We start from the raw sequence: 26,704 nt of genomic DNA, 5'->3' as shown, positions 1-26,704 counted from the left end.
GACGATGACCACCTCACTCGCCGACCACCTGCGGGCCCTCCCCGACGAGTCCCTGGCCGCCCTGCTCCAACTGCGGCCGGACCTCGTCGTGCCGGTGCCGGCCGACGTGTCCGCCCTCGCCCTGCGCGCCCAGTCCCGGGTCTCCGTGGCCCGGGCGCTCGACGGGCTGGACCAGTTCACCCTCCAGATCCTCGACGCCGCCCGGCTCACCCGCGATCCCGAGGGCACCACCTCCACCGACCAGATCCTGGCCATGGCCACCGCCGGGCCGCACCCGCCCGCACCCACGGCGGTCCGCGCCGCCGTCGACCGGCTCCGGGCCCGGTTCCTGCTGTACGGCCCCGAGCACGCCCTGTGCGTGGCCGGCGGCATCGACGAGGTGTCCCCGTACCCGGCGGGGCTGGGCCGACCGGCGGCGGAGCTGGACCCGCGCGCGGCGGCGCTCTGCGCGGACCCGGCGAAGCTGCGGCGGACGCTGCTGTCCGCGCCGCCCTCGGCCCGGGCGGTCCTGGACCGGCTCGCCGCCGGGCCGCCGGTCGGGACCGTGGCGCCCGGCGCGCTGGAGGCCCCCGCCACCGGCGCCGAGGACGTGCTCCCGCCCGACCTGGTCAACGGCGGCGCCCCGACCGGCTCGCCGATCCGCTGGCTGGTCGAGCACCGGCTGCTGGTCCGGATGTCCGGCGGCCGCAACGGCACCGTCGAGCTGCCCCGCGAGGTGGGGCTGGTGCTGCGCCGCGACGCCGGTCCGCTCGGGCCGCTGCGCACCAGCCCGCCGGTGGTGTCCGGCCCGGCGCGCGAGGTCAAGTCCGTCGACTCGGCCGGGGCCGGGCAGACCATGGAGGTGGTCCGGCACATCGAGGCGATGCTGGAGGCGCTGACCGCGGAACCCGCCCCGGTGCTGCGCTCCGGCGGCGTCGGCGTACGCGACCTGCGGCGGCTCGCCCGCGGTCTCGGGCTTGACGAGCCGACCACCGCGCTGCTGTTCGAGGTGGCGTACGCGGCGGGGCTGACCGGGGAGATGGAGCTGACCGGCGCGGCCACCACGCGGTACGGCGGTGACCAGCAGATCCTGCCCACCGGCGGGTACGAGGTGTGGCGCGCGGTGTCCCTGGCCCAGCGCTGGGACCAGCTCGCCCGCGCCTGGATGTCGATGCCCCGCCAGGCCGGCCTGATCGGGCAGCGCGACGACCGGGACCGGCCCATCTCGGTGCTCTCCGCCGAGGCGGAACGGGCCGGCGCGCCGGCCGCCCGGCGGGCCTTGCTCGCCGTGCTGGCCGACCTGCCGCCCGGCACCGCGCCGACCCCGGACGAGGTGCTGGAGCTGCTGGACTGGCGCGCGCCCCGGCGGGCCCGGGGGCGGGAGGCGACGCACCGGGAGGTGCTCGCCGAGGCGGCCACGCTGGGCGTGACCGGGCTCGGCGCGCTCACCTCGTACGGGCGGCTGCTGCTCGCCGAGCTGACCGAGGCCGACGAGCGCGGTGACGACCCGCTCGGGCTGCGCTCCGACGCCGAGTCGGGCGACGCGTCGACGACGGTACGGGCGCTGGACGCGCTGCTGCCCGCCCCGGTCGACCACGTCCTGGTGCAGGCCGACCTGACGGTGGTGGTGCCCGGCCCGCCCGACCCGGCGCTCGCCGCCGAACTGGACGTGGTGGCCGAGCACGAGTCGGCGGGCGGCGCCAGCGTGCACCGGGTCACCACGGCGAGCATCAGGCGGGCGCTGGACGCCGGCTACACGGCCGACGACCTGCACGCGCTGTTCCGCCGCCGCTCGCGCACCCCGGTGCCGCAGGGCCTGACCTACCTGGTCGACGACGCGGCCCGCAAGCACGGTGGGCTGCGCGTCGGGTCGGCCGGGGCATACGTGCGCAGCGACGACGAGGCGCTGCTCAGCGAGGTCCAGGCGGACCGGCGACTGGAGCCGCTGGCGTTCCGCCGGCTCGCGCCCACGGTGCTGGTCACCCCGTACCAGGTCAACCGGATGCTCACCGCGTTGCGCGACGCCGGGTACGCTCCGGTGCCCGAGGACGCCAGCGGAGCGATGGTGCTGGCACGCCCGAAGACCCGGCGGGCGCCGGCCCGTACCGCGATCGGTCGTGCGGTCGACCCGCTCGCCACGCCGAAGCTGCCGATGCCCCGCCTGCTCGGCGTGGTGGAGCAGATCCGCCGGGGCGAGGCGGCGGCCCGGGCCGCGCGGCGGGCCCCGGCTGTGGTCCGGGGCGGCCCGGCGGCGGCCGGTCCGACGCCGGTGTCCGGGCACGGCGACGCCCTGGCGGTGCTCCAGCAGGCGGTACGGGACAAGGCGCTGGTCTGGGTGGGCTACGTCGACGCGCACGGGGCGACCGCGTCCCGGCTGGTCCGGCCGGTGTCGATCGGTGCCGGCTACCTGCGCGCCGAGGACGACCGGACGGAGATGCTGCACACGTTCGCCCTGCACCGGATCACAGCGGCGGTGCTGGAGGAGTGAGCTACTCCCCGTTGCGGCGCAGCGTGCCGATCACCGACACGGCCAGCAGCAACGCGAACGCGGTGCCGGCCGCCTCACCCACCGAGTCGACGAAGCCCTGCTGCTGCACCAGCAGCCCGAACAGGAACCAGCCGAACACCCCCGCCGCGGCCGCCGCGTAGGCGAGCACCACCGCCGTGGGCACCTCCTGCTGCCGCGCCCGTTCGTCCTCGGGAAGCACGTCCTGGTCAACGGTCATGGCAGTCCCTCCCCGTCCCGGCATGGACCCGGCTTCCAGGGTTACACCAACCGGACCGCGCGGACAGGGGTTAAAACCCTGATCCGGGCGGTCCGGACACGGGTAGGGCGGGCGCGGGCCGGTTCGGGTGCCGGGGCGGCGTGCTCAGGTGCCGGGGCGGCGGCCGATCACGACCACGCGGGTGCCGACCGAACCCAGCTCCCAGAGGCGTACCGCGTCGCGGTGCAGCAGGTTCACGCAGCCGTGCGAGCCGATCGCGCCGTTGTGCAGGTAGGTGGTGGTCTCGTGGAAGCCGATCCCGCCGTTGAACTGCTGCCAGTACGGCAGCCACACCTCGTACGGGTTGGACCACTCGCGCGGGTTCTTCCGCCCCACCGAGTACGTGCCGGCCGGGGTGGCGTAGCCGGACATGCCGGTGCGGGTCACTGTCGGGCCCATCACCACCTCGCCGCCGCGCATCGCCCAGACCGTCTGCCGGGTCAGGTCGACGCAGAACGTCAGCCGGGAACCGGCCTTGCACCGCGCGGTGTCGGTGGCGGCCAGCCGCTTCGCCACGTCGTACGTGGTGGGGCCGGCGCGACCCGAGGACGGGCTGATGCCGTACCGGACCTGGAACTTCTTGATCGCGGCGCAGTCGGCGGCGGACTGCTCGCCGTCCACGGTCAGCGTCCCGAAGCCGCCCAGCCGGGTCAGGTACGTCTCCACGGCCCGCTGGTGCTCGCCCTGCGGGCACCCGGCGGACGCGCTCGGCTTCGGCTTGGGTTTCGTCGTCTTCGTCGCCTCCGGCGATCGGGAGGGTTTCGGCGAGGCCGTCCGGCTCGGCTGCGCCGACGGGGACGTGACCGGCTGCTCCGGCGTGGGCGACGCGCTCGCCCCCGATGCTCCCTCCGTCAGCCCGACCGGGCCGGGGGTGCTCCCCCCGGCGCCGTCCGCCTGCGGATCGAGCGCGCAGGCGCCGACACCGACCAGCACGACCACCGCCAGGGCGGTGACCCGGGCGAGAAACCGGACACGCTGCATGGGCCCTCCCTGGACAGTCGTCCCGCTTGCTAGACGTGTGGGACGAGTATGACGTTGCCTGTCCAGCCGGACTTTTTTACGCAGCCCTCCGGCGTGCAACACTGGTTGGTCGGCCTCCGGCAGGTCAGCCGGGGTGCGGCGGGGTTCCGGGCAGCGGGGTTCCGGGCGATGCGAGAGGACGCTGGCGTGAGCGGTGGACCACTGATCGTGCAGTCGGACAAGACGCTCCTACTGGAGATCGACCACCCCGACGCGCAGGCGTGCCGGATGGCCATCGCGCCCTTCGCCGAGCTGGAACGCTCCCCCGAGCACGTGCACACGTACCGGCTGACGCCGCTGGGTCTGTGGAACGCGCGGGCCGCCGGCCACGACGCCGAGGGCGTGGTCGACTCGCTGATCAAGTACTCCCGCTACCCGGTGCCGCACGCGCTGCTGGTCGACGTGGCCGAGACGATGGACCGGTACGGCCGGCTCCAGCTCGCCAACGACCCGGTGCACGGCCTGGTGCTGCGCGCGCTGGACCGGGTGGTGCTGATCGAGGTCGCCAAGAGCAAGAAGCTCGCCGGCATGCTCGGCGCGAAGCTCGACGACGACACCATCGCGGTGCACCCGTCCGAGCGGGGCCGGCTCAAGCAGGCGCTGCTCAAGCTGGGCTGGCCGGCCGAGGACCTGGCCGGGTACGTGGACGGCGAGGCGCACCCGATCGAGCTGGCCGAGGCCGGCAAGGACGGCGGCAAGCCGTGGACGCTGCGGTCGTACCAGCGGGAAGCCGTCGAGGCGTTCTGGGCCGGCGGCTCCGGCGTGGTGGTGCTGCCCTGTGGCGCCGGCAAGACGCTGGTCGGCGCGGCGGCCATGGCCGAGGCGAAGGCGACCACGCTGATCCTGGTCACCAACACCGTGGCGGGCCGCCAGTGGAAGCGGGAGCTGATCGCCCGCACGTCGCTGACCGAGGAGGAGATCGGCGAGTACTCGGGCGAGCGCAAGGAGATCCGCCCGGTCACCATCGCCACGTACCAGGTGCTCACCTCGCGGCGCGGCGGCGCGTTCACCCACCTGGACCTGTTCGGCGCCCGCGACTGGGGCCTGGTCGTCTACGACGAGGTGCACCTGCTGCCCGCGCCGATCTTCCGCTTCACGGCGGACCTCCAGGCCCGTCGCCGGCTCGGCCTCACCGCGACTCTGGTACGCGAGGACGGCCGCGAGGGCGACGTGTTCAGCCTGATCGGCCCGAAGCGGTACGACGCGCCGTGGAAGGACATCGAGCAGCAGGGCTGGATCGCACCGGCGGAGTGCACCGAGGTACGGGTGACGCTCACCGACGCGGAGAGGCTGGCGTACGCGACGGCGGAGGCCGAGGAGCGCTACCGGATGGCGGCGACCGCTCGCACGAAGCTGCCTGTGGTGCGGGCGCTGGTGGAGCGGCACCCGTCCGAGCAGGTCCTCGTCATCGGCGGGTTCCTCGACCAGCTGCACCAGCTCGGCGAATACCTGGACGCGCCGATCGTGCAGGGCTCCACCACGAACAAGGAACGCGAGCGGCTGTTCGACGCGTTCCGCTCCGGCTCGTTGCGGACCCTGGTGCTCTCGAAGGTCGGCAACTTCTCCATCGACCTGCCGGAGGCGGCTGTCGCGATCCAGGTGTCCGGCACGTTCGGCTCCCGCCAGGAGGAGGCGCAACGGCTCGGCCGGGTGCTGCGGCCGAAGGCCGACGGCCGGCAGGCGCACTTCTACACGGTGGTCTCCCGGGACACCATCGACACCGAGTACGCCGCGCACCGGCAGCGGTTCCTGGCCGAGCAGGGGTACGCGTACACGATCGTGGACGCCGACGACGTGCTCGGACCGTCGCTGCCGAGCGTCGACTGACCGGCGTGCCGGCCGGGCGGGCCGCCGTGCTGCGGCCCGCCCGGTCTCGCGGTCAGCCCTTGCCGCTGGCCCGGAACGCCACCCAGGCGTCGCTCATCCGGTCGGCCTGGCCCGGGGTGAACATGTTCATGCAGGAGTCCTGCGTGTAGTCCATGAAGTTGTGGATCGGGTCCAGCCCCGGCGCGGTGCAGGTGTCCGCCCCGATCGGGCAGTTGAACTGCGGCGCCGCCTCACGCGGCGTGTCGGCCACGAAGTCGCCGGACGCGGAGCAGCCGTGCGCGAACGTGTGCTCCAGCATCAGCCAGTGCCCGACCTCGTGCGTCAGCGTGTCGCCGAGCGCGTACTTGCCGGCCGTGCCGCCCGGCATCGACTCGTCCAGCATCACCACGCCGTCGATGTAGTCACGGCCGTTGTTGTAGCCCTTCGGGAAGTACGCCCAGCCGAGCAGCCCGTCACCGATGTTCGCCGCGTAGACGTTCAGCGTGCGGGAGTCGCCGGTGTAGAGCGCCTTCTTCATGTCCCGCTCGTTCTTGCCCGGCACCACTGTGTACCAGGCACTGTTGACGGTCCAGGTGGTGTCCACGAGCGAGAAGCGGAACGGCGTGTCCGACGCGTCCGCCGCCGTACGACCCGCGAACGAGTCGTTGAGCACCGTCATCTGCGCCGAGATGAGCGTGTTCCAGCGGGCCTTCTCGGCCGCGCTCAGCTCGTGGTCCGAGATCATGTGGAAGATCGTCGGCACGGTGACGCTGCCGTTGGCCAGGCGCGGCGCGTCCTTGATGACGCCGTACGCCTTGGCCTCGTTCGTCGAGTAGAGCGCGGGCTCCTTGGCGGTGGCGCCCTCGCGCACCCGGGCGGCGCTGTGGTTGCCGGCACCCGGCTCGCACTCGGCGACCACCGGGGAGGCGGCCACGGGTGCGGGCGTGGCGGAGGCTCCCCCGGCGGTCAGGAAGGTGGCGGCGGCAGCGACGAGCACCGCCAGGTGGATTGTCGGTTTCCTGTGCATCGTTGCACCTTTCGAGAGGCATGAAAGGAGTACGACGCGGGGTTGTCAAAGCTGCGGATCGATGACGTCGTCGTCCCGCCATAAGACCACGTCAATGGGCATCGGCAACAGTCCCCGGCGGGTCCGTCGACGTCACGGCGTCGGTGATCACCCGCGCGACGCACTCGTAGTCGCGTACCAGCGGCCCGACCAGCGCACGGTCCGGCTCGAACGCGGCGACCAGCCCGCGTACCAGATCCCTGAACCGGTCGTCCGGGCCGAGCCGCCGCCCCCGGTGCCGGCGCGCGACGCTGCGCCAGCGGCGCAGGCCGACGTCGGCGAGCCGTTCGCGGAGCTCCGGCGCGGGCACCGGGCAGCCGTTCGCCCACAGGTCGGCGAGGCCCCGCATGATCGCCGTCCGGGTCGGGTCAGTCATGCCGGTAGCGGGCGCGGCGGCCAAAATGTCCGAAGCCGAGCCGCCGGTACAGCCCGGCAGCCGGATTGTCGTCGTTGACGCAGAGCCACGCGGCGTCCGCGCCCCCGTCGGCGAGGCCGCGCAGCACACGAGCCACGAGGTAGGCGCCGACCCGACGACCGCGCCACCCGGGCACCACACCGACCTGGTCGATCCAGTCGTCGAGCACTGTGACGAAGCCGGCCGCCGCGCCGTCCGGACCACGCGCGAGCAGCGTCAGTTCCGGCCGGAAGTCCTCGTCGTCGCGCAGGTCGTCCAGCCACTCGTCGGCCTCCGGCTCCACGAAGCCGGGCCGGTCGGCGAACGAGGCGCGGTAGGTGGCGAACAACTCCCGCCCCAGCGTCGCCGGCTCCACAGTCACCCCGTCCGGCGCGGCGACCTCGGGCAGCGCGTCGAGGTCGTGCCGCAGCACCCACTCCAGGAACGTCCGCGTGTAGCCGCGTCTGGTGAGCAACTCCTCCGCGCCGACGTTCCACGTCTCCGTGGTGACCAGCAGGCCCGCGTCGCCGGCGTGCTTCTCGGCCCAGTCGAGCAACGCGCCGCCCAGCCCGCGCCCGCGCCACGCCGGGTGCACGAGTCCGGTGGCGGTGGCGGGCGTCCGCCCGGTGCCGACCCCGACGGCCGCGACCAGGTCGCCGCCGGACCAGGCGCCGTGGGTACGCGTCTGCAGCAGCCGCGCCCGCACCAACGGGGTACGCCCGAACAGCGGCAACCCGCCGTCAGCGACGAGGCACGCCCGCGCCAGGCCGGTCAGTGCTGGTAGGTCGTCCTCGCCGAACTCCCGCCAGACCAGCGCACCCGTCCCGTCCACGCCCACTCCCGTCGCCCGCCCCACCCGGCCGCCACGCTCCACCGAGGCAGTAGGCCCCACCCCCTCCCCCACGGTCAACCAGATTCCCCACCCGCCCTCACCCGGCCCGCCCCACCCGCCCCGCCCCACCCGCCCCGCCGATCTTGGAGTTATGGCGCCTCCAATGTCGACTTCGCGGCTTTTGCAAGGTGCCACAACTCCAAGATCGCCGCGATTCGTCAACGGCCGCCCGCCGCCGGCCCGGGATCCGCCGAGATCTTGGTACGGCCCCGCCCCCATAGGGGCCCCCATGAGGACGCCCTCGTACCAAGATCTACCTCGGCCGGGGTCCTGGAGACGCGGCAGTTCACTCCCTACTGCGTCGATCATGCAGTTGCCGCCCCGGCGAAAGCCCGCAAAACCGGCACCCGAGGGGCAGGAAGTGCAAGATCGACGGCGAAGGCAGGAGGGAGGGGCGGGCGGGCGGGTCAGGGAGTGGGGTTGGCGTGGATCTGGATCGTGGCGCCGGCGGACAAGGGGGCCAGCAGCCACCTCACGGGCTGCTCGTCCTCGGTCGGGTCCACCCGGAGGCGGTCGCCCGGACGCAGGTCGAGCTGGGTGGCGATCTCGGCGGCCAGGCGACGCCACGCGCCGAAGCTGGTGCCGTCCGGCGTCGCCGGGCCGGCCGGGTCCACCGCCGTGTAGTCCGGCGGGTCGGTGGGGTGCCGCAGCACCTCGGCCGACCAGTCCAGCCAGCCCGGCGGCACCTCGGCGAGCGGGCCCGGCCCGGTGCCCATCAGGTAGCGGTGCGTCCCCTCGGGCACGTCCTCCAGCCAGTCGTCGAGGCGTTCCGGCGTCACGAACACCGCGTCGTACGGCCGGTCCGCGCCGGGTTCGAGCACCGGCAGGCCGGCCAGCGCGCGAGGACGGAACGAGACCGTCAGACCGACCGACCAGGCGCCGATCAGCACCGCCGCGGTACGCCAGTGCGGCGGCAGCAGCACCGCCACCCGGTCACCGGGGCGCAGCCCGCACCCGTCGCGCAGCAGCCCGGCACTGCGGGCCGCCCACTGGCCCAGCTGCGGCCCGGTCAGCTCGGTGCGCTCGCCGGTGGCGTCGTCGAGGTAGGTCAGCAGCGGCGCGTCGGCCGCGACGGCGGGTGCGTGGGTGGCCATCTGATGCGCTCCTGTCTGACGGTCAGCTCACCCTAGCCGGGCAAGCCTGTCGATCAGGAGGCCGAACCGCCGGACGGTAGTCGCGCACCCGCCCGACCGGCGAGGACAAGCCACCGCGCCCAGCCGTCACGCACCCCGGCGGCCAGCCGTCACGACCGCCCGAGCCGGACGCGGTGGCGCACCCGGACGGCCAGGCGAGCCGAGCCGGCGCACACGCGGGCGACCAGGCCGGGCAGGGCACTCGGGACACACCGGACGCCGCAGCAGAGCACCGGCCATCGACTTTGGTCGCCGGCTCGGTCGTCCGACGGCCGTATCCGAGGGCCGGGTGGCTGCGCGACGGTTGCGGTCATGACGACCGAACCCCCGTGTCTGCGGCTGGTGCCGGTGATCGCGCTGCTGCTGATCGCCCCGTGGACGGCCGAGTGCTCCTGGGGCGGCTTCACCCTCATCGGCATGCCGTTCGTCGTGCTGGTGCTCGCCCCGATGTACGGCGGGGCCGCGCTGCTGATCCGCGAGACGGCCCGGCGGCTCGGGCTCGGCTGGCCGGGGATCGCGCTGCTCGCCGCCGCGTTCGGGGTGGTCCAGGCCGGCCTTGTCGACCAGTCCCTGTTCAATCCCGGGTTTCTCGACGACACCCAGTTCGCCGGCACCCGGGCCGCCGCGGAGGCCACGCTGGTGCCCGGCCTCGGGTTCAGCGCGAGGCAGGCAGTCGACTACGTGGGCAACCACGTGGTGCTGACCATCTGCGCGCCGATCGCGCTCGTCGAGTCGTACCTCGGTGCGGGCCGCCGGGCACGGCCCTGGCTGGGCCGGCCGGGGCTGGCCGTGGCGGCGCTGCTCTGGCTCGGCGGCAGCCTGCTGGTGTTCGCCGACGACGGTGGCCGCAAGAACTTCCTGGCCTCGCCGGTCCAGTTGGCGTTCGCCACCGGCGTGGCGCTGGCCCTGGTCGCCGTCGCCCTGCTCCGCCACCGGCACGCCGGGCCACCGCCCACCGCACCGACGCCCGGGCCGACGTCCACCCGGCCGACGCTCGCCGGACTACCGCCCGCCGGCCGACCGCACACCGAAGCCGGCCCGCCCCGGCCGCTCCGGCCCGCGCTTGTCGTGGCGGTGGCGTACGTGGGATCGACGATCGCCCCCGGCTGGCCGGGAGTCGTGCTCGCCCTCGCACTCGCCGGGATCGCCGCCGTCCTGCTGACGCGCTGGTCCCGCCGGCCCGGCTGGGGACAGCGGCACGTACTCGCCACCGGCTCGGCCGGCCTGGTCGTCGCGGCGGCGCTCGCGTACACCGTGCCGACCTATGCCCCGGCGACCCCGGCGGCGGCGCTGGTGGGTGACGTGGCGATCAGCGTGATCGTGCTGCTGCTGGTGGGCGGCGCGTGGTGGCGGATCACGGCAGCTCGGGTCCGCCGTCGAGCAGCGGGGCCAGCAGGTCGCCCTGCTTCTCCACCCGCTTGAGCACCTCGCCAGCTGTGTACGGCCGCGTCGACGGCCGCTTCCCCGCCGCCCCGGCCTCCACCTCGTCCCAGGTCAGCGGCGTGGACACCGAGGGCACCGACTGGGCCCGCAACGAGTACGGCGCCACTGTCGTCTTCGCCGCGTTGTTCTGACTCCAGTCGATGAAGACCTTGCCGGGGCGCAGGTTCTTCGCCATCTTCGAGACGATCAGCTTCGGGTGTGCCTGCTCCAGCTCCTGCGCGATCCGCTTGGCGTAGTCGGAGACGAGTTCGGCGTCCTGCGTGCCGGCGATCGGGCAGCAGAGCTGCATGCCCTTCTTCCCCGACGTCTTCGGGAACGAGGAAATCCCGTCGTCGGCCAGCCGGTCGCGCATCAGCAGCGCCACCCGGCAGCACTGCTTGAGCGCGGCCGGGGCGCCCGGGTCCAGGTCGACGACCATCATGTCCGGGTGCGCGCCGATCTTCCACTGCGGAGTGTGCAGCTCCAGCGCGGCCAGGTTGGCCAGCCACACCAGCGTGGGCAGCTCGTCGCAGACCACGTAGTCGATGGTCTCCCGCCCCTTCGTCGAGCCGGGCGCGGGCAGGTTCTCGGTGCGTACCCAGGCGGGGGTCGCGGCGGGGGCGTTCTTCTCGAAGAACGAGCCGCCGTCGACGCCGTTGGGGAAACGGATCCGGGTCAGCGCGCGGTCGCGCAGGTGCGGCAGCAGCACCGGGGCGATCCGGGTGTAGTAGTCGATCACCTCGCCCTTGGTGAAGCCGGCCTTCGGGAACAGCACCTTGTCCAGGTTGGACAACTCCAGTGAGCGCCCCTCGACCTCGACCTTGAGCCGGTCAGCCGGCATCGTCGACCTCCTCGGGCGGCTTGTCGGGGCGCAGGCGCAGGATACGCGGGAAGCGCAGCCGGCCGTCCGGCGTGCGCTGGCCGTACTTGACCTCCACCACGATCCGGGGAGTTACCCAGATCGCGCCCCGGGCATCCTCGCGCGGCACGCCGGCCGCGAACGGCGACGCGGTGGCGCGCAGCGGTTCCAGTTCGCGCAGCAGTTCCCGTTCGATGGCCGCGCCGATCCCGCCGCCGACGCGTCCCCGGTAGATCAGCCGCCCGTCCGGGCCGGGCACGCCGACCAGCAGCCCGCCGACGCGCCGGGCGCCGGGCCGCCAGCCGCCGACCACGAAGTCGGCGGTCACCTCCAGCTTGACCTTCACCCAGTCCGGCGAGCGCACGCCGGGCCGGTAGAGCGAGTCGACCCGCTTGGCCATCACCCCCTCCAGCCCGTGCTCGCCGGCCGCCGCGTAGGTGGCCGGGCCGTCGGTGAAGACCGGCGGCACCGCCCACCGGGCGGCGCCGAGCCCGAGCGACTCCAGCGCCGCCCGCCGCTCCCGCCACGGCCGGGCGGTCAGGTCGACGCCGTCGAGCCGCAGCAGGTCGAAGATCATGTACGTGACCGGCACGGTCGCCGCCAGCCGCGCCGCCTTCACCGGGTTGCGTACGTGCATCCGCTCGGCGAGCGCGGTGAACGAGGGCTGCCCGTCGGTGAAGAGGACCACCTCGCCGTCGAGCAGCGCGTCGTCCACCTGCTCGGCCAGGTTGAGCAGTTCCGGGTACGCGGTGGTGATCTCGACGCCGGAGCGGGCGTAGAAGTGCCTGTCGCCGCGGGAGATGTCGGCGAGCGCGCGTACGCCGTCCCACTTGAACTCGTACGACCAAGCGGCGCCGGCCGGGAGCTGCCCGGTCGTCGCGAGCATCGGCTTCAACGGCGCGCCGGGCACCTCTCGACTGTAGTTGCGCACGGAAGCGCGTGCGTCTCGTTCGATCGTTTGCGATTCTGGTGGTCAACCGGGGAGAGGAGCGCGGGAATGCGGGCGATCTGGAAAGGAGCGGTCTCGTTCGGCCTGGTGTCGATCGGGGTGAAGGTCTACTCGGCCACCGAGGAGAAGGACATCCGTTTCCACCAGGTGCACCGTGAGGACGGCGGCCGGATCCGCTACAAGCGCACCTGCTCGGTCTGCGGCGAGGAGGTGACCTACGACGACATCGCCAAGGGGTACGACATCGGCGGCGGTGAGATGGTCATCCTCACCGACTCCGACTTCGCCGACCTGCCGTTGAGCACCTCGCACGCGATCGACGTGCTGGAGTTCGTACCGGCCGAGCAGGTCGATCCGATCCTCTACAACAAGGCGTACTTCCTGGAGCCGGAGGGCTCGGCGACGAAGCCGTACGTGCTGCTGCGCGACGCGCTGTCCGACTCGGAGCGGGTGGCGATCGTCAAGGTGGCGTTGCGCCAGCGCGAGCAGCTGGCCACGCTGCGGGTCCGCGAGGGCGTGCTGCTGCTCAACACCATGCTGTGGCCGGACGAGATCCGCCGGCCGGACTTCGGTTTCCTGGACGAGGACCTGAAGGTACGCCCGCCGGAGCTGGCGATGGCCAGTTCGCTCATCGACTCGATGGCCGGCGAGTTCGAGCCGGACGCGTTCACCGACGACTACCGGGCCGCGTTGCAGGAGGTCATCGACGCGAAGGTCGAGGGCCGCGAGGTGGTGCAGCCGGAGGAGGAAGAGGCGGCGCCGGCCGCCGCGGTGGACCTGATGGCCGCGCTGAAGGCGTCGGTGGAGCGGGCCCGGGCGGCCCGGGGCGAGGCGCCGTCCGGTGGCGGGGCCGAGCCGACGCCGATCTCGTCCGCCCGCTCGGCGAAGAAGGCCGCGAAGAAGGCGCCGGCGAAGAAGGCCGAACCGGCGAAGAAGACCGCGGCCAAGAAGACGCCCGCGAAGAAGACGGCCGCCAAGAAGGCCGAACCGGCCAAGAAGACGGCAGCCAAGAAGACCCCGGCGAAGAAGAAGAGCGCCTGACGCGTACGGCGAGGGCCCCGCCCCCGGTGGACGCGGGGCCCGCGCCGCTCAGCCGCGGCCGAGCTTCTCGGTCGGCGTGACGCGGACGATGACGCGCTCCTCGCCGGGGCGCCGCCACGGGCAGGTGTCCTGCCCGAGGTACTTCTTCGCCATCCGGTCGATGTGCTCGTCGGCGCCTTCGGTGACGAACTCCGCGGTGCCCTTCACCCAGAGGGTGCGGAAGTCGTCGGCCTTGTCGACCACCGACACCGCGACCACCGGGTTGCGGGCCATGTTGAGGTACTTCTGCCGGCCCTTGGCCGTGTTGAACACGATGTGCTCGCCGTCGGTGTCCACCCAGACCGGGGTGACGTGCGGGGTGCCGTCGGACTCGACCGTCGCCACGTGCGCGAGCTGCGGTTCGCCGAGCAGTGCCAGGTCTTCTTCAGTGAGGATCGCCATGGCCGGACCGTACCCCGGCGCGGCGCCCCCGTATCGGGCTTCGTGTCCGGATCGTGGCGGGCGTATGGGCACGCTGGGGCTCCGGGCGGGTACCGTGTGCGCTGGCCTCGGCGGCGGCCCGCCGGGGGCGCACCCACCCACCTGCAGGGAGTCGACGTGAGCGAGCGTGTGGAGAACCGGTCGGAGGGCCAGGCCGCCCCGGCCACCAAGGCAGGGCGGCGGCTGGCCGCCCAGCTGGCCGAGAAGAAGGCCGCCGAGGCGCGTCGCCGCCGGCAGTCGATGCTGGGCGCGGCGGTCGGCGTGCTCGCCGTGGTGGCCCTGGTCGGTGGCCTGGTCTGGCTGAACAGCGGGGACGACGACAAGGCGTCCACCGCCGGTTCCTCGGCGAGCCCCAGCGCCCCGGCCGAGCCGACCGCGATGCCCGCTCCGGAGCTGCCCGCCGGCATCGACCCGGCGCTGAAGACCAAGCCGACAGTCAAGGCCGGCACGGGTGAGCTGACAAAGCTGACCGTCACCACCCTGGTCAAGGGCACGGGCCCCGCGGTGAAGAAGGGCCAGGAGATCACCACCAACTACGTGGGCGTCACCTACAAGGACGGCAAGGAGTTCGACGCCTCCTGGAACAACGGCCAGCCGGCCACCTTCCCGATCGGCGTGGGCCAGGTCATCAAGGGCTGGGACCAGGGTCTGGTCGGGGTGCCGGTGGGCAGCCGGGTGCAGGTGGACCTGCCGGCCGAGCTGGGATACGGCACCAACCCGCCCCAGGGTTACCCGGCGGGAGCGCTGCGCTTCGTCGTGGACGTGCTGGCGGCGAAGTAGGCCGCGGGTCTCGCGGGATGCTGGTAGGCCCGGCATCCCGCGAGACGGCCGTCTCCGCGCCGATCAGCTCCGGAAGTAGGAGTTGGTGGTCGCCTCGTTGTACGGCGTGTAGTTCCAGAGGTGGTAGATCTGGCCCATCTGGCCCCACTTCGAGCGGACGTAGTTCCCGGTGCCCACCCAGATTCCCGAGTGGTCGTCGCTGGAGTAGGAGATCCTCATGCCGGAGTACCACACCAGAGGCGTGTGCCAGAGCGTGTAGCTGCCGTCCTGCCAGTACTTGTCGTCGCCGGGGCTGTTCATCCAGCGGTCGTTCGACGTGGCGGTGGAGTACCAGGCGTAGGAGTGGCAGTTGTACTTGCGCGACGCGCTCCGCTCACGCGTCGCCGACGGGTAGTTGGTGGCGACGTAGTTGTTGTAGGACGTGATCTGCGCGCTGGTCAGTTCGGAGGTCATGACGATGACAGAAACCGACGTACCCCTCGGCGTGGAGACTGTGCTCGAGTAGTCCTGCGTGCTGAACCCGTCGGTCACCTCGTGGCGGGCGAGCGGCTCGGCCAGGTGCCGGCGAACCGCGTCCACGGTGGTGGCCGTGGCGTCCGGCACCAGCTGGACGGCTTCGCGCAGCAGCTGTGACTGCTTCCAGTTCCAGCCTTCCCGCACCCCGAGCGCCCGGCCGAGCAGGACCGCGGTGGGCTCCAGCCCCGCCTCGCCGTACACCTTCGCGTGGCTCTGTTTCACGGTGAACTTCTCCAGCCCGAGGCGCAGGAGCGATTCGAGTTGGCCCGCCGACATGGCGTCGAGCACCTGCGGTTGCGCGAGCAGACTCTCCAGCTTCCAGGCTTCGAGCGTCCGATCACCCGCCTGCAGTTCGGTGGCCGTCGACGGGATGGCGGCATCCAGCTTCCGGTAGCGGTTCAGCAGCACCGCGCCCGCGTCGGGGCGGGCCAGCAGCTCGCGGAGCCCGGTGAACCGGGAAGCCACCGTCTCCAGGCCCTGCTGGACGTTGTTGAATGCCAGCGCGTCGGGCAGCAGGGGGTAATCCAGCACCGCCGTGGCGAGTTGTTCCGTGCTCATGGCCGCGACTGTCGCACGAGGAATCTGGACGGCTTCCACCATCGCCTTGTGCGTCGTGAGGCTGCGCCATTCGGGCGTACCGCCCTTGATCGCATATTGGAATGGCGGAGGTGCCGCACCCGCCGATTGTGCGGGCATGAGCCCGGCCGCCACCACCACCGCAGCCCCCGAGAGAACTGCCCTTCTCGTCACCCGACTGAGTCTGCCCATCCCTGGTCCTTTCGGTCCTCGCCGGCATGCCGGCACACTGAAGTAACTCGGCGCATCCCTTCGGATGCATAGAGTGAGATGAATCTATCGTTGATCGTCGTTCCCCGCTGCCCCTCCGCTTCCGCCCGGTCACCACGGGCAGTAAGTTCATGCTCACCGCGGGCGGTCCGGCCGCTCGCGGTGATCTGCCCACCGACGCGGAGGTGCACGTGGCGGCGCTGGACGAGACCGGGGTGACCCGGCAGATGTGGACGCTCTACGAGCCGGTCCACGCGGTGACCTACTTCCACCCGCGCGCCCGGGCCGCGTTCGAGGCGGTCGGGCTGCGGGGCTACTGGCGCGGCTACTTCGCCGGCCGGGCCGCGCCGCTCGGGCCGGTCGACGCGCCGGCGGTCACCGCCGCCTTCTTCAGCTTCGCGCCGGCGATGGTGGCCCGTGCGCTGCCCTCGGTGTGGCGCCTGGCCACGCCGGAGGAGGCGCTGCGGGCCCGGCTCACCGGGGGTGTGCAGGCGCTCGCCGAGTTCACCTACGAGCTGCCCGAGTCGCACCTGGTCGAGGCGGCCGACCTGCTGGAGGAGGCGGCCAGCCGGGTGGAGGTCGCCGGCCGGGTGCTCGGCGCGGTGAACGCCGCGCTGCCCCGGGGCGAGTACCCGCTGGCCCGGCTCTGGCAGGCCGCCGCCACGCTGCGCGAGCACCGCGGCGACGGCCACGTAGCGGCGCTGGTGACAACCGGGCTGGAGCCGGCGGAGGTGGTGGCCTGGCGGTGCCGGGTCGACCAGTCCCGCGAGTTCCACCAGCCGGCCCGGGGCTGGACCGACGAGCAGTGGGCCGCCGCCGAGCGAGGCCTGGTGGACAAGGGCTGGCTGACCGGCGACCTGAGCCCCACGCCGCACGCCACGGAGACGTTCCGCGTGGTCGAGGAGGCCACCGACCGGGCCGCGGCGGGCCCGTGGCGGGCGCTGGGCGCGGAGCGTACCGCCCGGTTGCGGGAGCTGCTGGAACCGATCGCGACGCGCTGCCGCACGATCATCCCGCCCAAGGCCCCGATCGGTCTTCCGGCGCAGCGTTCGGCGGGAGTGACGCTGCCCCGGTGAGTCCGGCCGCCGGCTGGGGCAGGATGGTCCTCGTGGTGGACGCGGTGCTCTTCGACCTGGACGGCGTGATCGTGGACTCCGAGCCGGTCTGGGAGGAGGTCCGGCGGGCGTACGTGGCCGAGCACGGCGGCGCCTGGCAACCGGACACCCAGCGCCGGCTGATGGGCATGAGCACCGGTGAGTGGGCTGCCTACCTGAGCGGTGAGCTGGGCGTCGACAGGTCGGCCGAGCAGGTCGCCACCGAGGTGGTGACCGAGATGGCCCGGCGGTACGCGCAGCGCGTACCACTGATCGACGGCGCGGACGCGGTCGTGCGCCGCATGGCCGCGCGGTGGCCGCTGGGGCTGGCCAGCTCGTCGCCGACCCGGCTGATCGCGGCGGCGCTGGACGCGACGGGCCTGGCCGGCGCGTTCGGCGCGACGCTGTCGACCGAGGAGACGGCCCGGGGCAAGCCCGCGCCGGACGTGTGGCTGGCGGTGGCGCAGCGGCTGGGCGTCGACCCGGCCCGGTGCGTGGCGGTGGAGGACTCGTCGAACGGGGTCCGCTCGGCCGCGACCGCCGGATGCCGGGTGGTGGCGGTGCCGCACGCGTCGTACCCGCTCGATCCGGACGCCGAGGCGCTCGCGGCCGTGCTGCTCCCCTCGATCGGCGCGCTCACGCCCGAGGTGGTGGCGGGGATCGACTGAACCACCCACCTGCCGCCACCACCCGGCCTACGGTCGGTGACATGAGGGCTGTGGTGTACGAGGGGCCGCACGAGGTGGCCGTCAACGAGGTCGACGACCCGCGGATCGAGGATCCGAACGACGTGGTCGTCCAGGTCACGACGACCGCCATCTGCGGTTCGGACCTGCACATGTACGAGGGACGGACGGCCGCCGAGCCGGGCATCGTGTTCGGCCACGAGAACATGGGCGTGATCGTCGAGACCGGGCCGGGCGTGACGAGCCTGCGCGTGGGTGACCGGGTCTCGATGCCGTTCAACGTGGCGTGCGGGTTCTGCCGCAACTGCCGGGAGCAGCGCACGGGGTTCTGCCTGACGGTGAACCCGGGCTTCGCCGGCGGCGCGTACGGCTACGTGTCGATGGGGCCGTACCGGGGTGGTCAGGCGGAGTACCTGCGGGTGCCGTTCGCCGACTTCAACTGCCTGAAGCTGCCGCCGGGAACCGAGCACGAGAACGACTACGCGATGCTCGCCGACATCTTCCCGACCGGCTACCACGGGGTGGCGATGACCGGGCTGCGGCCGGGCGAGAACCTGACGGTGATGGGCGGCGGGCCGGTCGGGCTGATGGCCGCGTACTCGGCGGTGCTGATCGGGGCGTCCGAGGTGTTCGTGGTGGACCGGGTGCCGGACCGGCTGCGGCTGGCCGAGTCGATCGGCGCCACAGCGATCGACTTCAGCGCTGGCGACCCGGTCGAGCAGATCCGGGACCGGACCGACGGGGTGGGGACCGATCACGGCGTGGACGCGGTGGGCTACCAGGCGTCCGCGCCCAGCGGCGAGGAGCAGCCGGCGCTGGTGCTGAACACGCTCGTGGAGGTGGTGCGCGCGACCGGGGCGATCGGCGTGGTCGGGCTCTACCTCTCGGCGGACCCGGGTGCCCCGGACGAGCACTCCGCCCGGGGTGAGCTGCTGTTCAAGGTGGGCAAGCTGTTCGAGAAGGGCCTGCGGATCGGCACCGGGCAGGCGAACGTGAAGACCTACAACGCGTACCTGCGGAACCTGATCACGGCGGGGCGGGCGACACCGAGCTTCGTGGTGAGCAAGGAACTGCCGCTGGACGCGGCGCCGGAGGCGTACCAGCGCTTCGACCGCCGCGAGCCGGGCTACTCGAAGGTCGTGCTCAAGCCGGCCGCCTGACGAGCCGTCGTACGGTGGCCGGGTGAGCCCGGGGCCGCATGTTCGGGCGGCTGCCGGGTAGCGCACCCGGAAGGACGGCGGAGGGACTGCGATGAAGGCGATCGTGTACGAGCGCAGCGGAGACGCCTCGGTGCTCCAGGTGGTCGAGCGGCCGGTGCCGGAGCCCGGTCCGGGCGAGGTGCTGGTGCGGATGGCCGTGTCGGGGGTGAACCCGACCGACTGGAAGGCCCGCGAGGCGTGGCCGCTGCCGGCCGGCTGGCAGATCCCGCACCAGGACGGCGCCGGGGTGGTCGAGGCGGTCGGCGAGGGCGTGGACCGGACGCTCGTCGGTGAGCGGGTCTGGGTGTGGGAGGCGGCCTGGCAGCGGCCGTGGGGCACCGCGGCCGAGTACACGGTGGTACCGGTCCGGCACGCGGTGCCGCTCGGTCCGGCCTCGTTCGACCTGGGCGCGGCGCTCGGCATCCCGTTCATGACCGCGCACCGCTGCCTGACCGCCGGTGAGTTCATGCCGGACAGGCTGCACGCCGGCGCGCTGAGCGACCACGTGGTGCTGGTGCAGGGCGGCGCGGGCGCGGTGGGCAACGCGGCGATCCAGCTCGCGAGCTGGGCCGACGCGTGTGTGATCAGCACTGTGAGCAGCCCGGAGAAGGCGCAGCTCGCGGCGGCGGCCGGCGCCGACTTCGTGATCAACTATCGCGAGCAGGACGTGGTCGAGGAGGTCCGCAAGGTCGCGCCCGACGGGGTGCACACGATCGTCGAGGTCTCCGCCGCCCGCAACGCCGCCGCCGACGTACGGATGCTGCGCACCGGCGGCGCGGTCTGCGTGTACGCCGACGACGGCGGCGACGAGGTCACGTTGCCGATCCGGCCGCTGATGGGCCCGAACGCGCGCTGGCAGTTCGTGCTGATCTACACCGCGCCGAAGGTGGCGAAGGCGCAGGCGGTCACCGACATCGCGGCGGCGGTGGCGCAGGGCGCGATCCGGGTCGGCGCGGAGGCCGGCCTGCCGCTGCACCGGTATCCGCTGGCGGAGGCCGCTGCCGCGCAGCGGGCGGTGCAGGACAGCGTGGTGGGCAAGGTGCTGGTGAGCACCGCCGACGAGTAGCCGACCGGATTTCCCCGACAGCCGGACAGACGCGAACAAGTTTCGCAACAATGACGGTGCGGGTCACCCCGTAACGGACGGGCGGCCCCGGCGCGGTGCGAACGCCGGGGCCGCCCTCTGGGAGGAATGTCCGTTGGGAACGCGTCCTACCCGTGTAGGCGACGGTACGCCCCGAAGCGTTACGACGCGGTCAGTTCCCGCACGTCGAGCCCGCCGTCGGCGTACCGGGAGCGCACCACCTTCTTGTCGAACTTGCCGACGCTGGTCTTCGGCACCGCGTCGATGAACGCCCAGCGCTCCGGCAACTGCCAGCGGGCCACCGAGCCGGCCAGGAAGTCACGCAGCTCCTCGGCGGTCACCGAGGCGCCCTCGCGGACCACCACCGTGGCCAGCGGACGCTCGTCCCAGCGCTCGTCCGGCACGCCCACCACGCACGCCTCCAGCACCGCCGGGTGGGCCATCAGGGCGTTCTCCAGCTCGACCGAGGAGATCCACTCCCCACCCGACTTGATCACGTCCTTGGCGCGGTCGGTCAGCGTGATGTAGCCGTCCGGCGAGAGCGTGCCGACGTCACCGGTACGCAGCCAGCCGTCCCGGAACTTCTCCTCCTCAGGGGCGTCGTCGCCGATGTACCGGGCGGTCACCCACGGCCCGCGTACCTCCAGTTCACCCACCGACGTCCCGTCGGCGGGCAGCGGCTCGCCCAGCGGGCCGACGATCCGCGCGGTCACGCCCGCCGGGACGCGGCCCTGCGTGTAGCGGTAGCGCCAGGCGTCCTCGCCGGTCGCGCCGGCCGGCGCCCGGGAGACCGATCCCAGCGGCGACATCTCGGTCATGCCCCAGGCGTGGATGACGTCGATGCCGTAGCGGTCGTGGAACGCGTGCATCAGCGCGGGCGGGCAGGCCGATCCGCCGACGATCACCTCCTTCAGCGAGGAGAGATCCACCTCGTGCGCGTCCAGGTAGGCCAGCAGATCGGTCCAGATGGTCGGCACCGCACCGGCCAGCGTCGGGCGCTCGGCGGCGATCATCGTGGCGATCGGCTCGGCCTGGAGGAACCGGTCCGGCATGATCAGCGACGCGCCGGAGAGGAACGCCGCGTACGGCAGACCCCACGACATCGCGTGGAACATCGGCACGATCGCCAGCTCCCGATCGTTCGGGCCGAGCCCGAAGCCCTCCGGCATGCAGACCTGGAGCGAGTGCAGGTAGATCGAGCGGTGCGAGTAGGCGACGCCCTTGGGGTTGCCGGTGGTCCCCGAGGTGTAGCAGAGGGCGGCGGCGTCGCGCTCGTCCACCTCCGGCCAGTCGAAGTGGTCCGGGCGGTCGGCCAGCAACGCGTCCCAGTGGTGCACGGTGATCCGGGCACCGGCCGCGGCCAGCAGCGGTGCCGGGTCGCCGCCACCGACCACCACCACGTGCGCGACTGTCGTCATCTCGCCGATCACCCGGGTGAGCAGCGGGATGAGCGTGGTGTCGACGAGCACCACCCGGTCCTGCGCGTGGTTGGCGATGTAGGCGACCTGGTCGGGAAAGAGCCGGATGTTGAGGGTGTGCAGCACCGCGCCCATGCTCGGCACGGCGAAGTAGGCCACCAGGTGCTCGTTGTTGTTCCACATGAACGTGCCGACCCGCTCGTCGCCGGTCACCCCGCACTCGTCGCGCAGCGCGTGGGCCAGCCGGGCGGCGGCGCGGCCGACCTCCGCGTACGTCATCCGGCGGGGCTCGGCGCCGGTCCAGGTGACCACCTCCGCCGCGCCGTGCACGGTGGAGCCGTGTTCGAGGATCCGGGCGACCTGGAGAGGGGCATCCATCATCGTGCTACGCATGGGTGACAAAGTAGTGGCGGCGGTCACATCTGCGTAACCCCCGGAATCGCCGAGGCGGCAGCGAACGGTGCGTAGATTGTCCGGGTGAGCATCTCGTGGGCCGACTCGTACGTCGGGCAGCTCCGCGCCCTGGCCGGTGACCGCACCCTGATGTTCGTCGGCGCCCGCGCCGTGGTGCGCGACAACGCCGCCCGGGTGCTGCTGATCCAGCGCTCCGACAACGGCCAGTGGGCGTTGCCGGCCGGTGCCATGGAACTCGGCGAGTCGATCGCCGACTGCGCGGTCCGGGAGGTCCGCGAGGAGACCGGGCTGCGGGCGCTGCGGGTGAGCGCGTTCGCGCTCTACACCGGCCCTGATCGCACCCACACCAACATGTACGGACACACGTACCAGGTCTTCACCACCGCGTTCCGGGTCGACGAGTGGGACGGCGAGCTGACCCGGTTCACCGACGAGACCACCGACGCCGGGTTCTTCCGCCCGGCGGACTTCCCGCACCCGCTGTCGTCGAGCGTGCCCGAGACGCTCGCCGACCTCGACGTGTTCGAGCAGACAAACCGCCTGATCCTCAAGTAGCCGCGACTCAGAGCATCGTCTGCGACTTCGCCTCCATCTCGGCGGCGGCCTCCTCCTTCGACTCCTTGGCCAGCGGCTTGCCGCCGGGCGCGGGCGCCTTGCCGCCGATCGGGTCGGCGCCGCCGGTGGCGCCCTGCGGGCCGGTGCCGCGCAACTGGTGGTTCGGCATGGCCAGCGTGACCAGCACGGCGACCACCGCGATCAGCCCGGTGGTCAGGAAGACCAGGTGCAGCGACTCCACGAACGCGGCCTGGACGGCGGCGCGTACCGGAGCGGGAAGCGCGAGGATGGCGGCCGGATCGTTGATCGAGAAGTTCCCGCCGGCCGCCACCGCAGCCCGCTGCTCCGGCGGGAGCTGCGCCAGCGCGCCCGGCAGCCGCGCGGACATCTCGGCGGTGAGCCGGGACGACAGCACCGCGCCGAGGATGGCCACGCCGAACGAACCGCCGAGCGACCGGAAGAACGTCGCCGACGAGGTGCCCGCGCCCAGGTCGCGGACGCTCACCGCGTTCTGCACGGCCAGGATCAGCGACTGCATGCACAGGCCCAGCCCGACGCCGATCACCACCATGTAGCCGAACGCGAGCCAGAGCGAGGTGTCCACTTGGAGCCGCTGGAACAGCAGCATGCCGGCCACGAGTACGGCCGCGCCGGCCACCGGGAACCACTTGTACCTGCCGATCCGGCTCATCGCCCGGCCGGTGAGCACCGAGGTGACGATGACGCCGGCCATCATCGGCAGCATCAGCAGACCGCTGCGGGTCGGCGAGGCGCCCTTGACGATCTGGAGATAGAGCGGGATGAAGATGATCGACCCGAACATCACCAGGCCGAGCACGAAACCCGCCCCGTTGGCGAGCGCGAACGTGGCGCTGCGGAACAGCCGCAGCGGCAGGATCGGCTCCCTGGTCCGGGCCTCCTGGACGACGAACAGCACGCCGAGCACCGCGCCCGCGGCGAACAGTGCGACGATTACGCCGGAGCCCCAGGCGTACTCGGCGCCGCCCCAGCTCAGCGCCAGCAGCAGGCAGCTCACGCCGGCCACCAGCAGCGCCGCGCCGATCCAGTCGACAGTGTGCTCCCGGCGCTCGAACGGCACCAGCCGCATCACGTGCCAGCAGACCACGATGGCGAGGATCGCCAGCGGCACGTTGATGTAGAAGATCCACCGCCAGTTGTTCTCCGCGAAGTAGCCGCCGACGAGCGGCCCGGCCACCGACGACACGCCGAACACCGCACCGAACAATCCCTGGTAGCGGCCACGCTCCCGGGGGGACACCACGTCCGAGATGATGGTGAACGCCAGCGTCATCAGTCCGCCAGCGCCGAGGCCCTGCACGCCCCGCGTGACGATCAACTGGGTCATGTCCTGCGACAGCCCGGCCAACAGCGAGCCGAGCAGGAACATGCCGATCGAGAACAGGAAGACCGGCCGGCGTCCGTACAGGTCGGCCATCTTGCCGTACAGCGGCGTCGAGGCGGTCGACGCCAGCAGGTACGCGGTGACCACCCACGAGTAGTGGTTGATGCCGCCCAGCTCACCGACGATCGTCGGCAGCGCGGTACCGACGATGGTCTGGTCCAGCGCCGCCAGCAGCATGCCGGTCATCAGACCGAACATCAGCAGGCGGATCTGACGGGCGGGCAGCGCGGGACGGGCGGCCTGGGCGGTCATCCCGCTTCCTATCCCACCGGGGGCGGATCATGCCCCCGGTGGGCGTACGAGTTTTCAGCGGGCGGCGTGTCGCCCTTCGGCGAACTCCTCGACGATCTTGTCGCAGAACGCCGGCAGGTCGTCCGGCTTGCGGCTGCTGACCAGCCCGTTGTCGGTGACGACCTCCTTGTCGACCCAGTTCGCTCCGGCGTTCGTGAGGTCGGTGCGCAGGCTCGGCCAGGAGGTGATGGTGCGGCCCCGCACCACGTCCGCCTCGACGAGCGTCCACGGGCCGTGGCAGATCACGCCGACCGGCTTGCCGGCGTCGAAGAACGCCTTGACGAACCGGACCGCCTCCGGGTCCGTCCGCAGGAAGTCGGGGTTCGCGACGCCACCGGGCAGGACCAGGGCGTCGTACGCCCCGGCGTCCGCCTCCTTGGTGGTGACGTCGACCTGGTACTGCTTGCCGTGGTCGAGGTGGTTGAAGGCCTGGATCGTGCCGGACTCGATGGAGACCAGCTCGACCTGGGCGCCGGCGTTCTCCACCGCCTCCCGGGGCTTGGTGTACTCGACCTCCTCGACGCCGTCGGCGGCCAGGAAGGCGATGCGCTTGCCCTGAAGTGTCGCTGCCATGCTGTTCTCTCCTCTCCGGGGTACGTGTGAGACGGTTCCCCCGCCCGATGCCGCGAAACCGGACGCATCGGGTGGCCCGCGTCGCGTTTGGCCCGACGGCCCGGGGGGATCCGCAGAGGCATGGCAGGAGCAGCAGCGGAAGAGCGCCGGCTCGCCACCGTTGTGGCGAGCTGGCAGCAGCGTCCCGTGCTGGTCGTCGGGGACGCCATGCTGGACGAGTGGCGGTTCGCCGAGTCGGAGCGGCTCTGCCGGGAAGCACCCGCGCCGGTCCTCACCCTGCGGCGGCGGATCTCCGCGGCCGGCGGTGCCGCCAACACGGCGGTGAACGTGGCGGCGCTCGGCGGCCGGGTCGCGCTCGTCGCCCCGGTCGGCGCCGACGTGGCCGGTGACGAACTGCACGACTGCCTGGACCGGGCGGCGGTCTGGGACCGTACGGTGAGCCAGCCGGGCCGGCACACGCCGGTCAAGCGGCGGATGCTCGCCGGCAACCAGATCCTGCTCCGCGAGGACTCCGGCAGCCCGGAGGACGGGCTGGACGCCGACGCCGTGGCCCGCCTGCTCACCGCGCTTCACTGCGCCACCGAGGAGCTGCGCGCGGTGGCCGCCGGGCAGCCGGTCACGCTCGTGGTCTGCGACTACGGCCTGGGCGCGCTGCCCTCGGCGGTACGCGCCTGGCTGGTCGCCAACCGCGACCGGTACGGCACAGTGGCGCTCGACGCGCACGACCTGGCCGACTGGCGCGGACTGAACCCGACTGTGGTGACGCCGAGCTTCGCCGAGGCGACCCGCCTGCTGGCCCGCGCCGCCGCCGGTTTCGCGCACGCCGAGCGGGACGCCGTACCCCATGGAAGTGACCTGCACCTGGACCACCCGGCGGAGGCCGACGGCCCGTCCGAGCTGATGGTGGGCGCAGCGCCCGGTGGATCCGGCGACCGCGCGCCGGGTGGCCCGCACCCGGCCCCGGGCACGCCCGCCGCGCAGGCGCCCGCCGGCCCGACCGGTGAGCCGGTGCCCGGCGAGGAGCGGGTGGCGCTGACCGGAGACGGGCTGAGCGTCACCGGCACCGGCGTGACGGTGAGCGCTGCGGCCGGCGCCGGCGTGGACCGGGCCGTGCTGGCCGAGTCCCGCCTGCCCGAACTGCGCGCGCACACCGGCGCCGACGTGGTGGCGGTGACCCTGGACACCGAGGGCGCGGTGGTCGGCGGCGCCGAGGGCACCCCCCGGCGCAGCCACAGCACCCCGGTCCCGGCCAGCCACGCGGTGGGCGCCGGGGACGCGTACCTGGCGGCCATGACGCTGGCGCTCGCCGCCGACGCGGGCCTGCCCACCGCCGCCCAGCTCGCCCAGCTCGCCGCCACCATCACGGTGGCCGACACCGGCACCTGCGTGTGCCGCCGGCAGGACCTGCTGGCCGCGCTCGGCACCGGCGCGGACGAGGGCGGCCACCCGGCTCTGGTGGGCGCGGACGAGCTGGCCGCGCTCGTGGACGAGCACCGGCAGGCCGGGCGGTCGGTGGTGTTCACAAACGGCTGCTTCGACGTGCTGCACCCCGGGCACGTCCGCTACCTGACGCAGGCCCGCGCGCTCGGCGACCTGCTGATCGTGGCGGTCAACTCGGACGGCAGCGTACGGCGGCTCAAGGGCCCGGACCGGCCGGTCAACCCGGTCGAGGACCGGACCGCCCTGCTGGCGGCGCTGGCCTGCGTCGACCACGTGGTGGTCTTCGAGGAGGACTCCCCGGCCCGGCTGATCGAGGCGGTCCGGCCCGACGTCTACGTCAAGGGCGGCGACTACCCGCCGGAGATGGTGCCGGAGGCGCCGCTGGTACGGCGGCTGGGCGGGCAGGTGCGCACGCTCGGGTACGTGCCGGACCGCTCCACCTCGGCGATCATCGACCGCATCCGCGCCCAGTCGCACAGCATGAACGAACGCACCGAGCGGAGCGAGGGCCGTGAGGCCATGCCCGGCGAGCACAGCATGAGCGAACGCACCGAGCGGAGCGAGGGCCGTGAGGCCATGCCCGGCGAGCACAGCATGAGCGAACGCACCGAGCGGAGCGAGGGCCGTGAGGCCATGCCC

24 protein-coding genes are annotated in these 26,704 nt (G+C 72.9%); 11 read left to right on the top strand and 13 right to left on the bottom strand.

Features of this window, described 5'->3' with window-relative positions; all coding sequences use genetic code 11:
* Positions 1 to 4 precede the first annotated feature (4 nt).
* Positions 5 to 2,467 carry a helicase-associated domain-containing protein gene (locus AB0D28_RS19535; protein ID WP_357387565.1) on the top strand — a complete coding sequence of 821 codons (2,463 nt, stop codon included), beginning with the start codon at positions 5 to 7 and terminating at the stop codon, positions 2,465 to 2,467.
* Position 2,468: 1 nt separating this feature from the next.
* On the opposite strand, the gene AB0D28_RS19530 is transcribed toward AB0D28_RS19535, so the two are convergent.
* Both AB0D28_RS19530 and AB0D28_RS19525 read right to left on the bottom strand, forming a co-directional pair.
* Complete coding sequence (locus AB0D28_RS19530) at positions 2,469 to 2,705, bottom strand: hypothetical protein (protein WP_269702695.1); 237 nt, start codon at positions 2,703 to 2,705, stop codon at positions 2,469 to 2,471.
* A gap of 144 nt (positions 2,706 to 2,849) precedes the next feature.
* The gene (locus tag AB0D28_RS19525) at positions 2,850 to 3,725 is read right to left on the bottom strand and encodes a L,D-transpeptidase family protein (protein WP_069088088.1); all 876 of its coding nucleotides are present in this window, start codon (positions 3,723 to 3,725) and stop codon (positions 2,850 to 2,852) included.
* Positions 3,726 to 3,911: 186 nt separating this feature from the next.
* On the opposite strand from AB0D28_RS19525, the gene AB0D28_RS19520 reads away from it, so the two are divergent.
* Positions 3,912 to 5,591: a DNA repair helicase XPB gene (locus AB0D28_RS19520; protein ID WP_357387563.1), complete on the top strand. Its 1,680-nt coding sequence runs from the start codon at positions 3,912 to 3,914 to the stop codon at positions 5,589 to 5,591.
* A 52-nt stretch (positions 5,592 to 5,643) separates the two neighbouring features.
* Here AB0D28_RS19520 and AB0D28_RS19515 read toward each other — a convergent pair whose 3' ends face one another.
* The 4 genes from AB0D28_RS19515 to AB0D28_RS19500 all read right to left on the bottom strand — a co-directional run bounded on the left by AB0D28_RS19515 (position 5,644) and on the right by AB0D28_RS19500 (position 9,016).
* A complete protein-coding gene (locus AB0D28_RS19515) occupies positions 5,644 to 6,597 on the bottom strand; it encodes a zinc metalloprotease (RefSeq protein ID WP_357387561.1) in 954 nt (317 codons plus the stop codon).
* Between the two features lie 91 nt (positions 6,598 to 6,688).
* Positions 6,689 to 7,012, bottom strand: a complete 324-nt coding sequence (locus tag AB0D28_RS19510; RefSeq protein ID WP_357387559.1) for a hypothetical protein — start codon at positions 7,010 to 7,012, stop codon at positions 6,689 to 6,691.
* Positions 7,005 to 7,862 (bottom strand): GNAT family N-acetyltransferase, encoded by an 858-nt coding sequence (locus AB0D28_RS19505; RefSeq protein WP_357387558.1) that lies wholly within the window; start codon positions 7,860 to 7,862, stop codon positions 7,005 to 7,007. The genes AB0D28_RS19510 and AB0D28_RS19505 overlap by 8 nt, the downstream gene beginning before the upstream one ends.
* Positions 7,863 to 8,329: 467 nt before the next feature.
* Positions 8,330 to 9,016: a TIGR03089 family protein gene (locus tag AB0D28_RS19500; RefSeq protein ID WP_357387556.1), complete on the bottom strand. Its 687-nt coding sequence runs from the start codon at positions 9,014 to 9,016 to the stop codon at positions 8,330 to 8,332.
* Positions 9,017 to 9,367: 351 nt separating this feature from the next.
* Here AB0D28_RS19500 and AB0D28_RS19495 point away from each other — a divergent pair, with 351 nt between their 5' ends.
* On the top strand, positions 9,368 to 10,477 hold the full coding sequence (locus tag AB0D28_RS19495; protein WP_357387554.1) for a hypothetical protein: 1,110 nt from the start codon (positions 9,368 to 9,370) through the stop codon (positions 10,475 to 10,477).
* Here the strand turns inward: AB0D28_RS19495 and ligD (AB0D28_RS19490) are convergent.
* Positions 10,410 to 11,318 (bottom strand): non-homologous end-joining DNA ligase, encoded by a 909-nt coding sequence (ligD, locus tag AB0D28_RS19490; protein ID WP_357387552.1) that lies wholly within the window; start codon positions 11,316 to 11,318, stop codon positions 10,410 to 10,412. The genes AB0D28_RS19495 and ligD (AB0D28_RS19490) overlap by 68 nt on opposite strands.
* The gene (gene ligD / locus AB0D28_RS19485) at positions 11,308 to 12,246 is read right to left on the bottom strand and encodes a non-homologous end-joining DNA ligase (RefSeq protein WP_357387550.1); all 939 of its coding nucleotides are present in this window, start codon (positions 12,244 to 12,246) and stop codon (positions 11,308 to 11,310) included. The genes ligD (AB0D28_RS19490) and ligD (AB0D28_RS19485) overlap by 11 nt, the downstream gene beginning before the upstream one ends.
* An 87-nt stretch (positions 12,247 to 12,333) precedes the next feature.
* On the opposite strand from ligD (AB0D28_RS19485), the gene AB0D28_RS19480 reads away from it, so the two are divergent.
* Positions 12,334 to 13,326, top strand: coding sequence for a Ku protein (locus AB0D28_RS19480; protein WP_357387548.1), 993 nt, complete (start codon positions 12,334 to 12,336; stop codon positions 13,324 to 13,326).
* 48 nt (positions 13,327 to 13,374) lie between these two features.
* On the opposite strand, the gene AB0D28_RS19475 is transcribed toward AB0D28_RS19480, so the two are convergent.
* Complete coding sequence (locus AB0D28_RS19475; RefSeq protein ID WP_357387546.1) at positions 13,375 to 13,767, bottom strand: PPOX class F420-dependent oxidoreductase; 393 nt, start codon at positions 13,765 to 13,767, stop codon at positions 13,375 to 13,377.
* 156 nt (positions 13,768 to 13,923) lie between these two features.
* On the opposite strand from AB0D28_RS19475, the gene AB0D28_RS19470 reads away from it, so the two are divergent.
* The gene (locus AB0D28_RS19470; RefSeq protein WP_357387544.1) at positions 13,924 to 14,586 is read left to right on the top strand and encodes an FKBP-type peptidyl-prolyl cis-trans isomerase; all 663 of its coding nucleotides are present in this window, start codon (positions 13,924 to 13,926) and stop codon (positions 14,584 to 14,586) included.
* Positions 14,587 to 14,649: 63 nt separating this feature from the next.
* Here the strand turns inward: AB0D28_RS19470 and AB0D28_RS19465 are convergent, their stop codons facing one another.
* On the bottom strand, positions 14,650 to 15,660 hold the full coding sequence (locus AB0D28_RS19465) for a hypothetical protein (RefSeq protein ID WP_357387542.1): 1,011 nt from the start codon (positions 15,658 to 15,660) through the stop codon (positions 14,650 to 14,652).
* A gap of 455 nt (positions 15,661 to 16,115) precedes the next feature.
* Here AB0D28_RS19465 and AB0D28_RS19460 point away from each other — a divergent pair, with 455 nt between their 5' ends.
* The 4 genes from AB0D28_RS19460 (at position 16,116) to AB0D28_RS19445 (ending at position 19,933) form a co-directional block, all read left to right on the top strand.
* Complete coding sequence (locus tag AB0D28_RS19460) at positions 16,116 to 16,964, top strand: hypothetical protein (protein ID WP_357387658.1); 849 nt, start codon at positions 16,116 to 16,118, stop codon at positions 16,962 to 16,964.
* A gap of 23 nt (positions 16,965 to 16,987) precedes the next feature.
* Positions 16,988 to 17,650 carry an HAD family phosphatase gene (locus tag AB0D28_RS19455; protein WP_357387656.1) on the top strand — a complete coding sequence of 221 codons (663 nt, stop codon included), beginning with the start codon at positions 16,988 to 16,990 and terminating at the stop codon, positions 17,648 to 17,650.
* A 41-nt stretch (positions 17,651 to 17,691) separates the two neighbouring features.
* Complete coding sequence (locus AB0D28_RS19450; RefSeq protein ID WP_030274411.1) at positions 17,692 to 18,828, top strand: glutathione-independent formaldehyde dehydrogenase; 1,137 nt, start codon at positions 17,692 to 17,694, stop codon at positions 18,826 to 18,828.
* A 91-nt stretch (positions 18,829 to 18,919) separates the two neighbouring features.
* Positions 18,920 to 19,933: an NADPH:quinone reductase gene (locus AB0D28_RS19445; protein ID WP_357387540.1), complete on the top strand. Its 1,014-nt coding sequence runs from the start codon at positions 18,920 to 18,922 to the stop codon at positions 19,931 to 19,933.
* Positions 19,934 to 20,112: 179 nt separating this feature from the next.
* On the opposite strand, the gene AB0D28_RS19440 is transcribed toward AB0D28_RS19445, so the two are convergent.
* On the bottom strand, positions 20,113 to 21,747 hold the full coding sequence (locus AB0D28_RS19440) for a fatty acid--CoA ligase (protein ID WP_357387654.1): 1,635 nt from the start codon (positions 21,745 to 21,747) through the stop codon (positions 20,113 to 20,115).
* 99 nt (positions 21,748 to 21,846) lie between these two features.
* Between AB0D28_RS19440 and AB0D28_RS19435 the strand changes: the two genes are divergently transcribed.
* Positions 21,847 to 22,338 carry an NUDIX domain-containing protein gene (locus tag AB0D28_RS19435; RefSeq protein ID WP_357387538.1) on the top strand — a complete coding sequence of 164 codons (492 nt, stop codon included), beginning with the start codon at positions 21,847 to 21,849 and terminating at the stop codon, positions 22,336 to 22,338.
* 7 nt (positions 22,339 to 22,345) lie between these two features.
* Here the strand turns inward: AB0D28_RS19435 and AB0D28_RS19430 are convergent, their stop codons facing one another.
* Positions 22,346 to 24,013: an MDR family MFS transporter gene (locus AB0D28_RS19430; RefSeq protein ID WP_357387536.1), complete on the bottom strand. Its 1,668-nt coding sequence runs from the start codon at positions 24,011 to 24,013 to the stop codon at positions 22,346 to 22,348.
* 54 nt (positions 24,014 to 24,067) lie between these two features.
* Positions 24,068 to 24,625, bottom strand: a complete 558-nt coding sequence (locus tag AB0D28_RS19425) for a type 1 glutamine amidotransferase domain-containing protein (RefSeq protein WP_357387534.1) — start codon at positions 24,623 to 24,625, stop codon at positions 24,068 to 24,070.
* A gap of 120 nt (positions 24,626 to 24,745) precedes the next feature.
* Between AB0D28_RS19425 and rfaE2 the strand changes: the two genes are divergently transcribed.
* Positions 24,746 to 26,704: D-glycero-beta-D-manno-heptose 1-phosphate adenylyltransferase (rfaE2, locus tag AB0D28_RS19420; RefSeq protein ID WP_357387532.1), on the top strand; the 1,959-nt coding region annotated here is incomplete at its 3' end.

Source organism: Micromonospora sp. NPDC048169 (genome assembly GCF_040652815.1).
Taxonomy (GTDB): Bacteria; Actinomycetota; Actinomycetes; order Mycobacteriales; family Micromonosporaceae; genus Micromonospora.
This window is presented reverse-complemented; position numbering and strand designations above follow the sequence as displayed.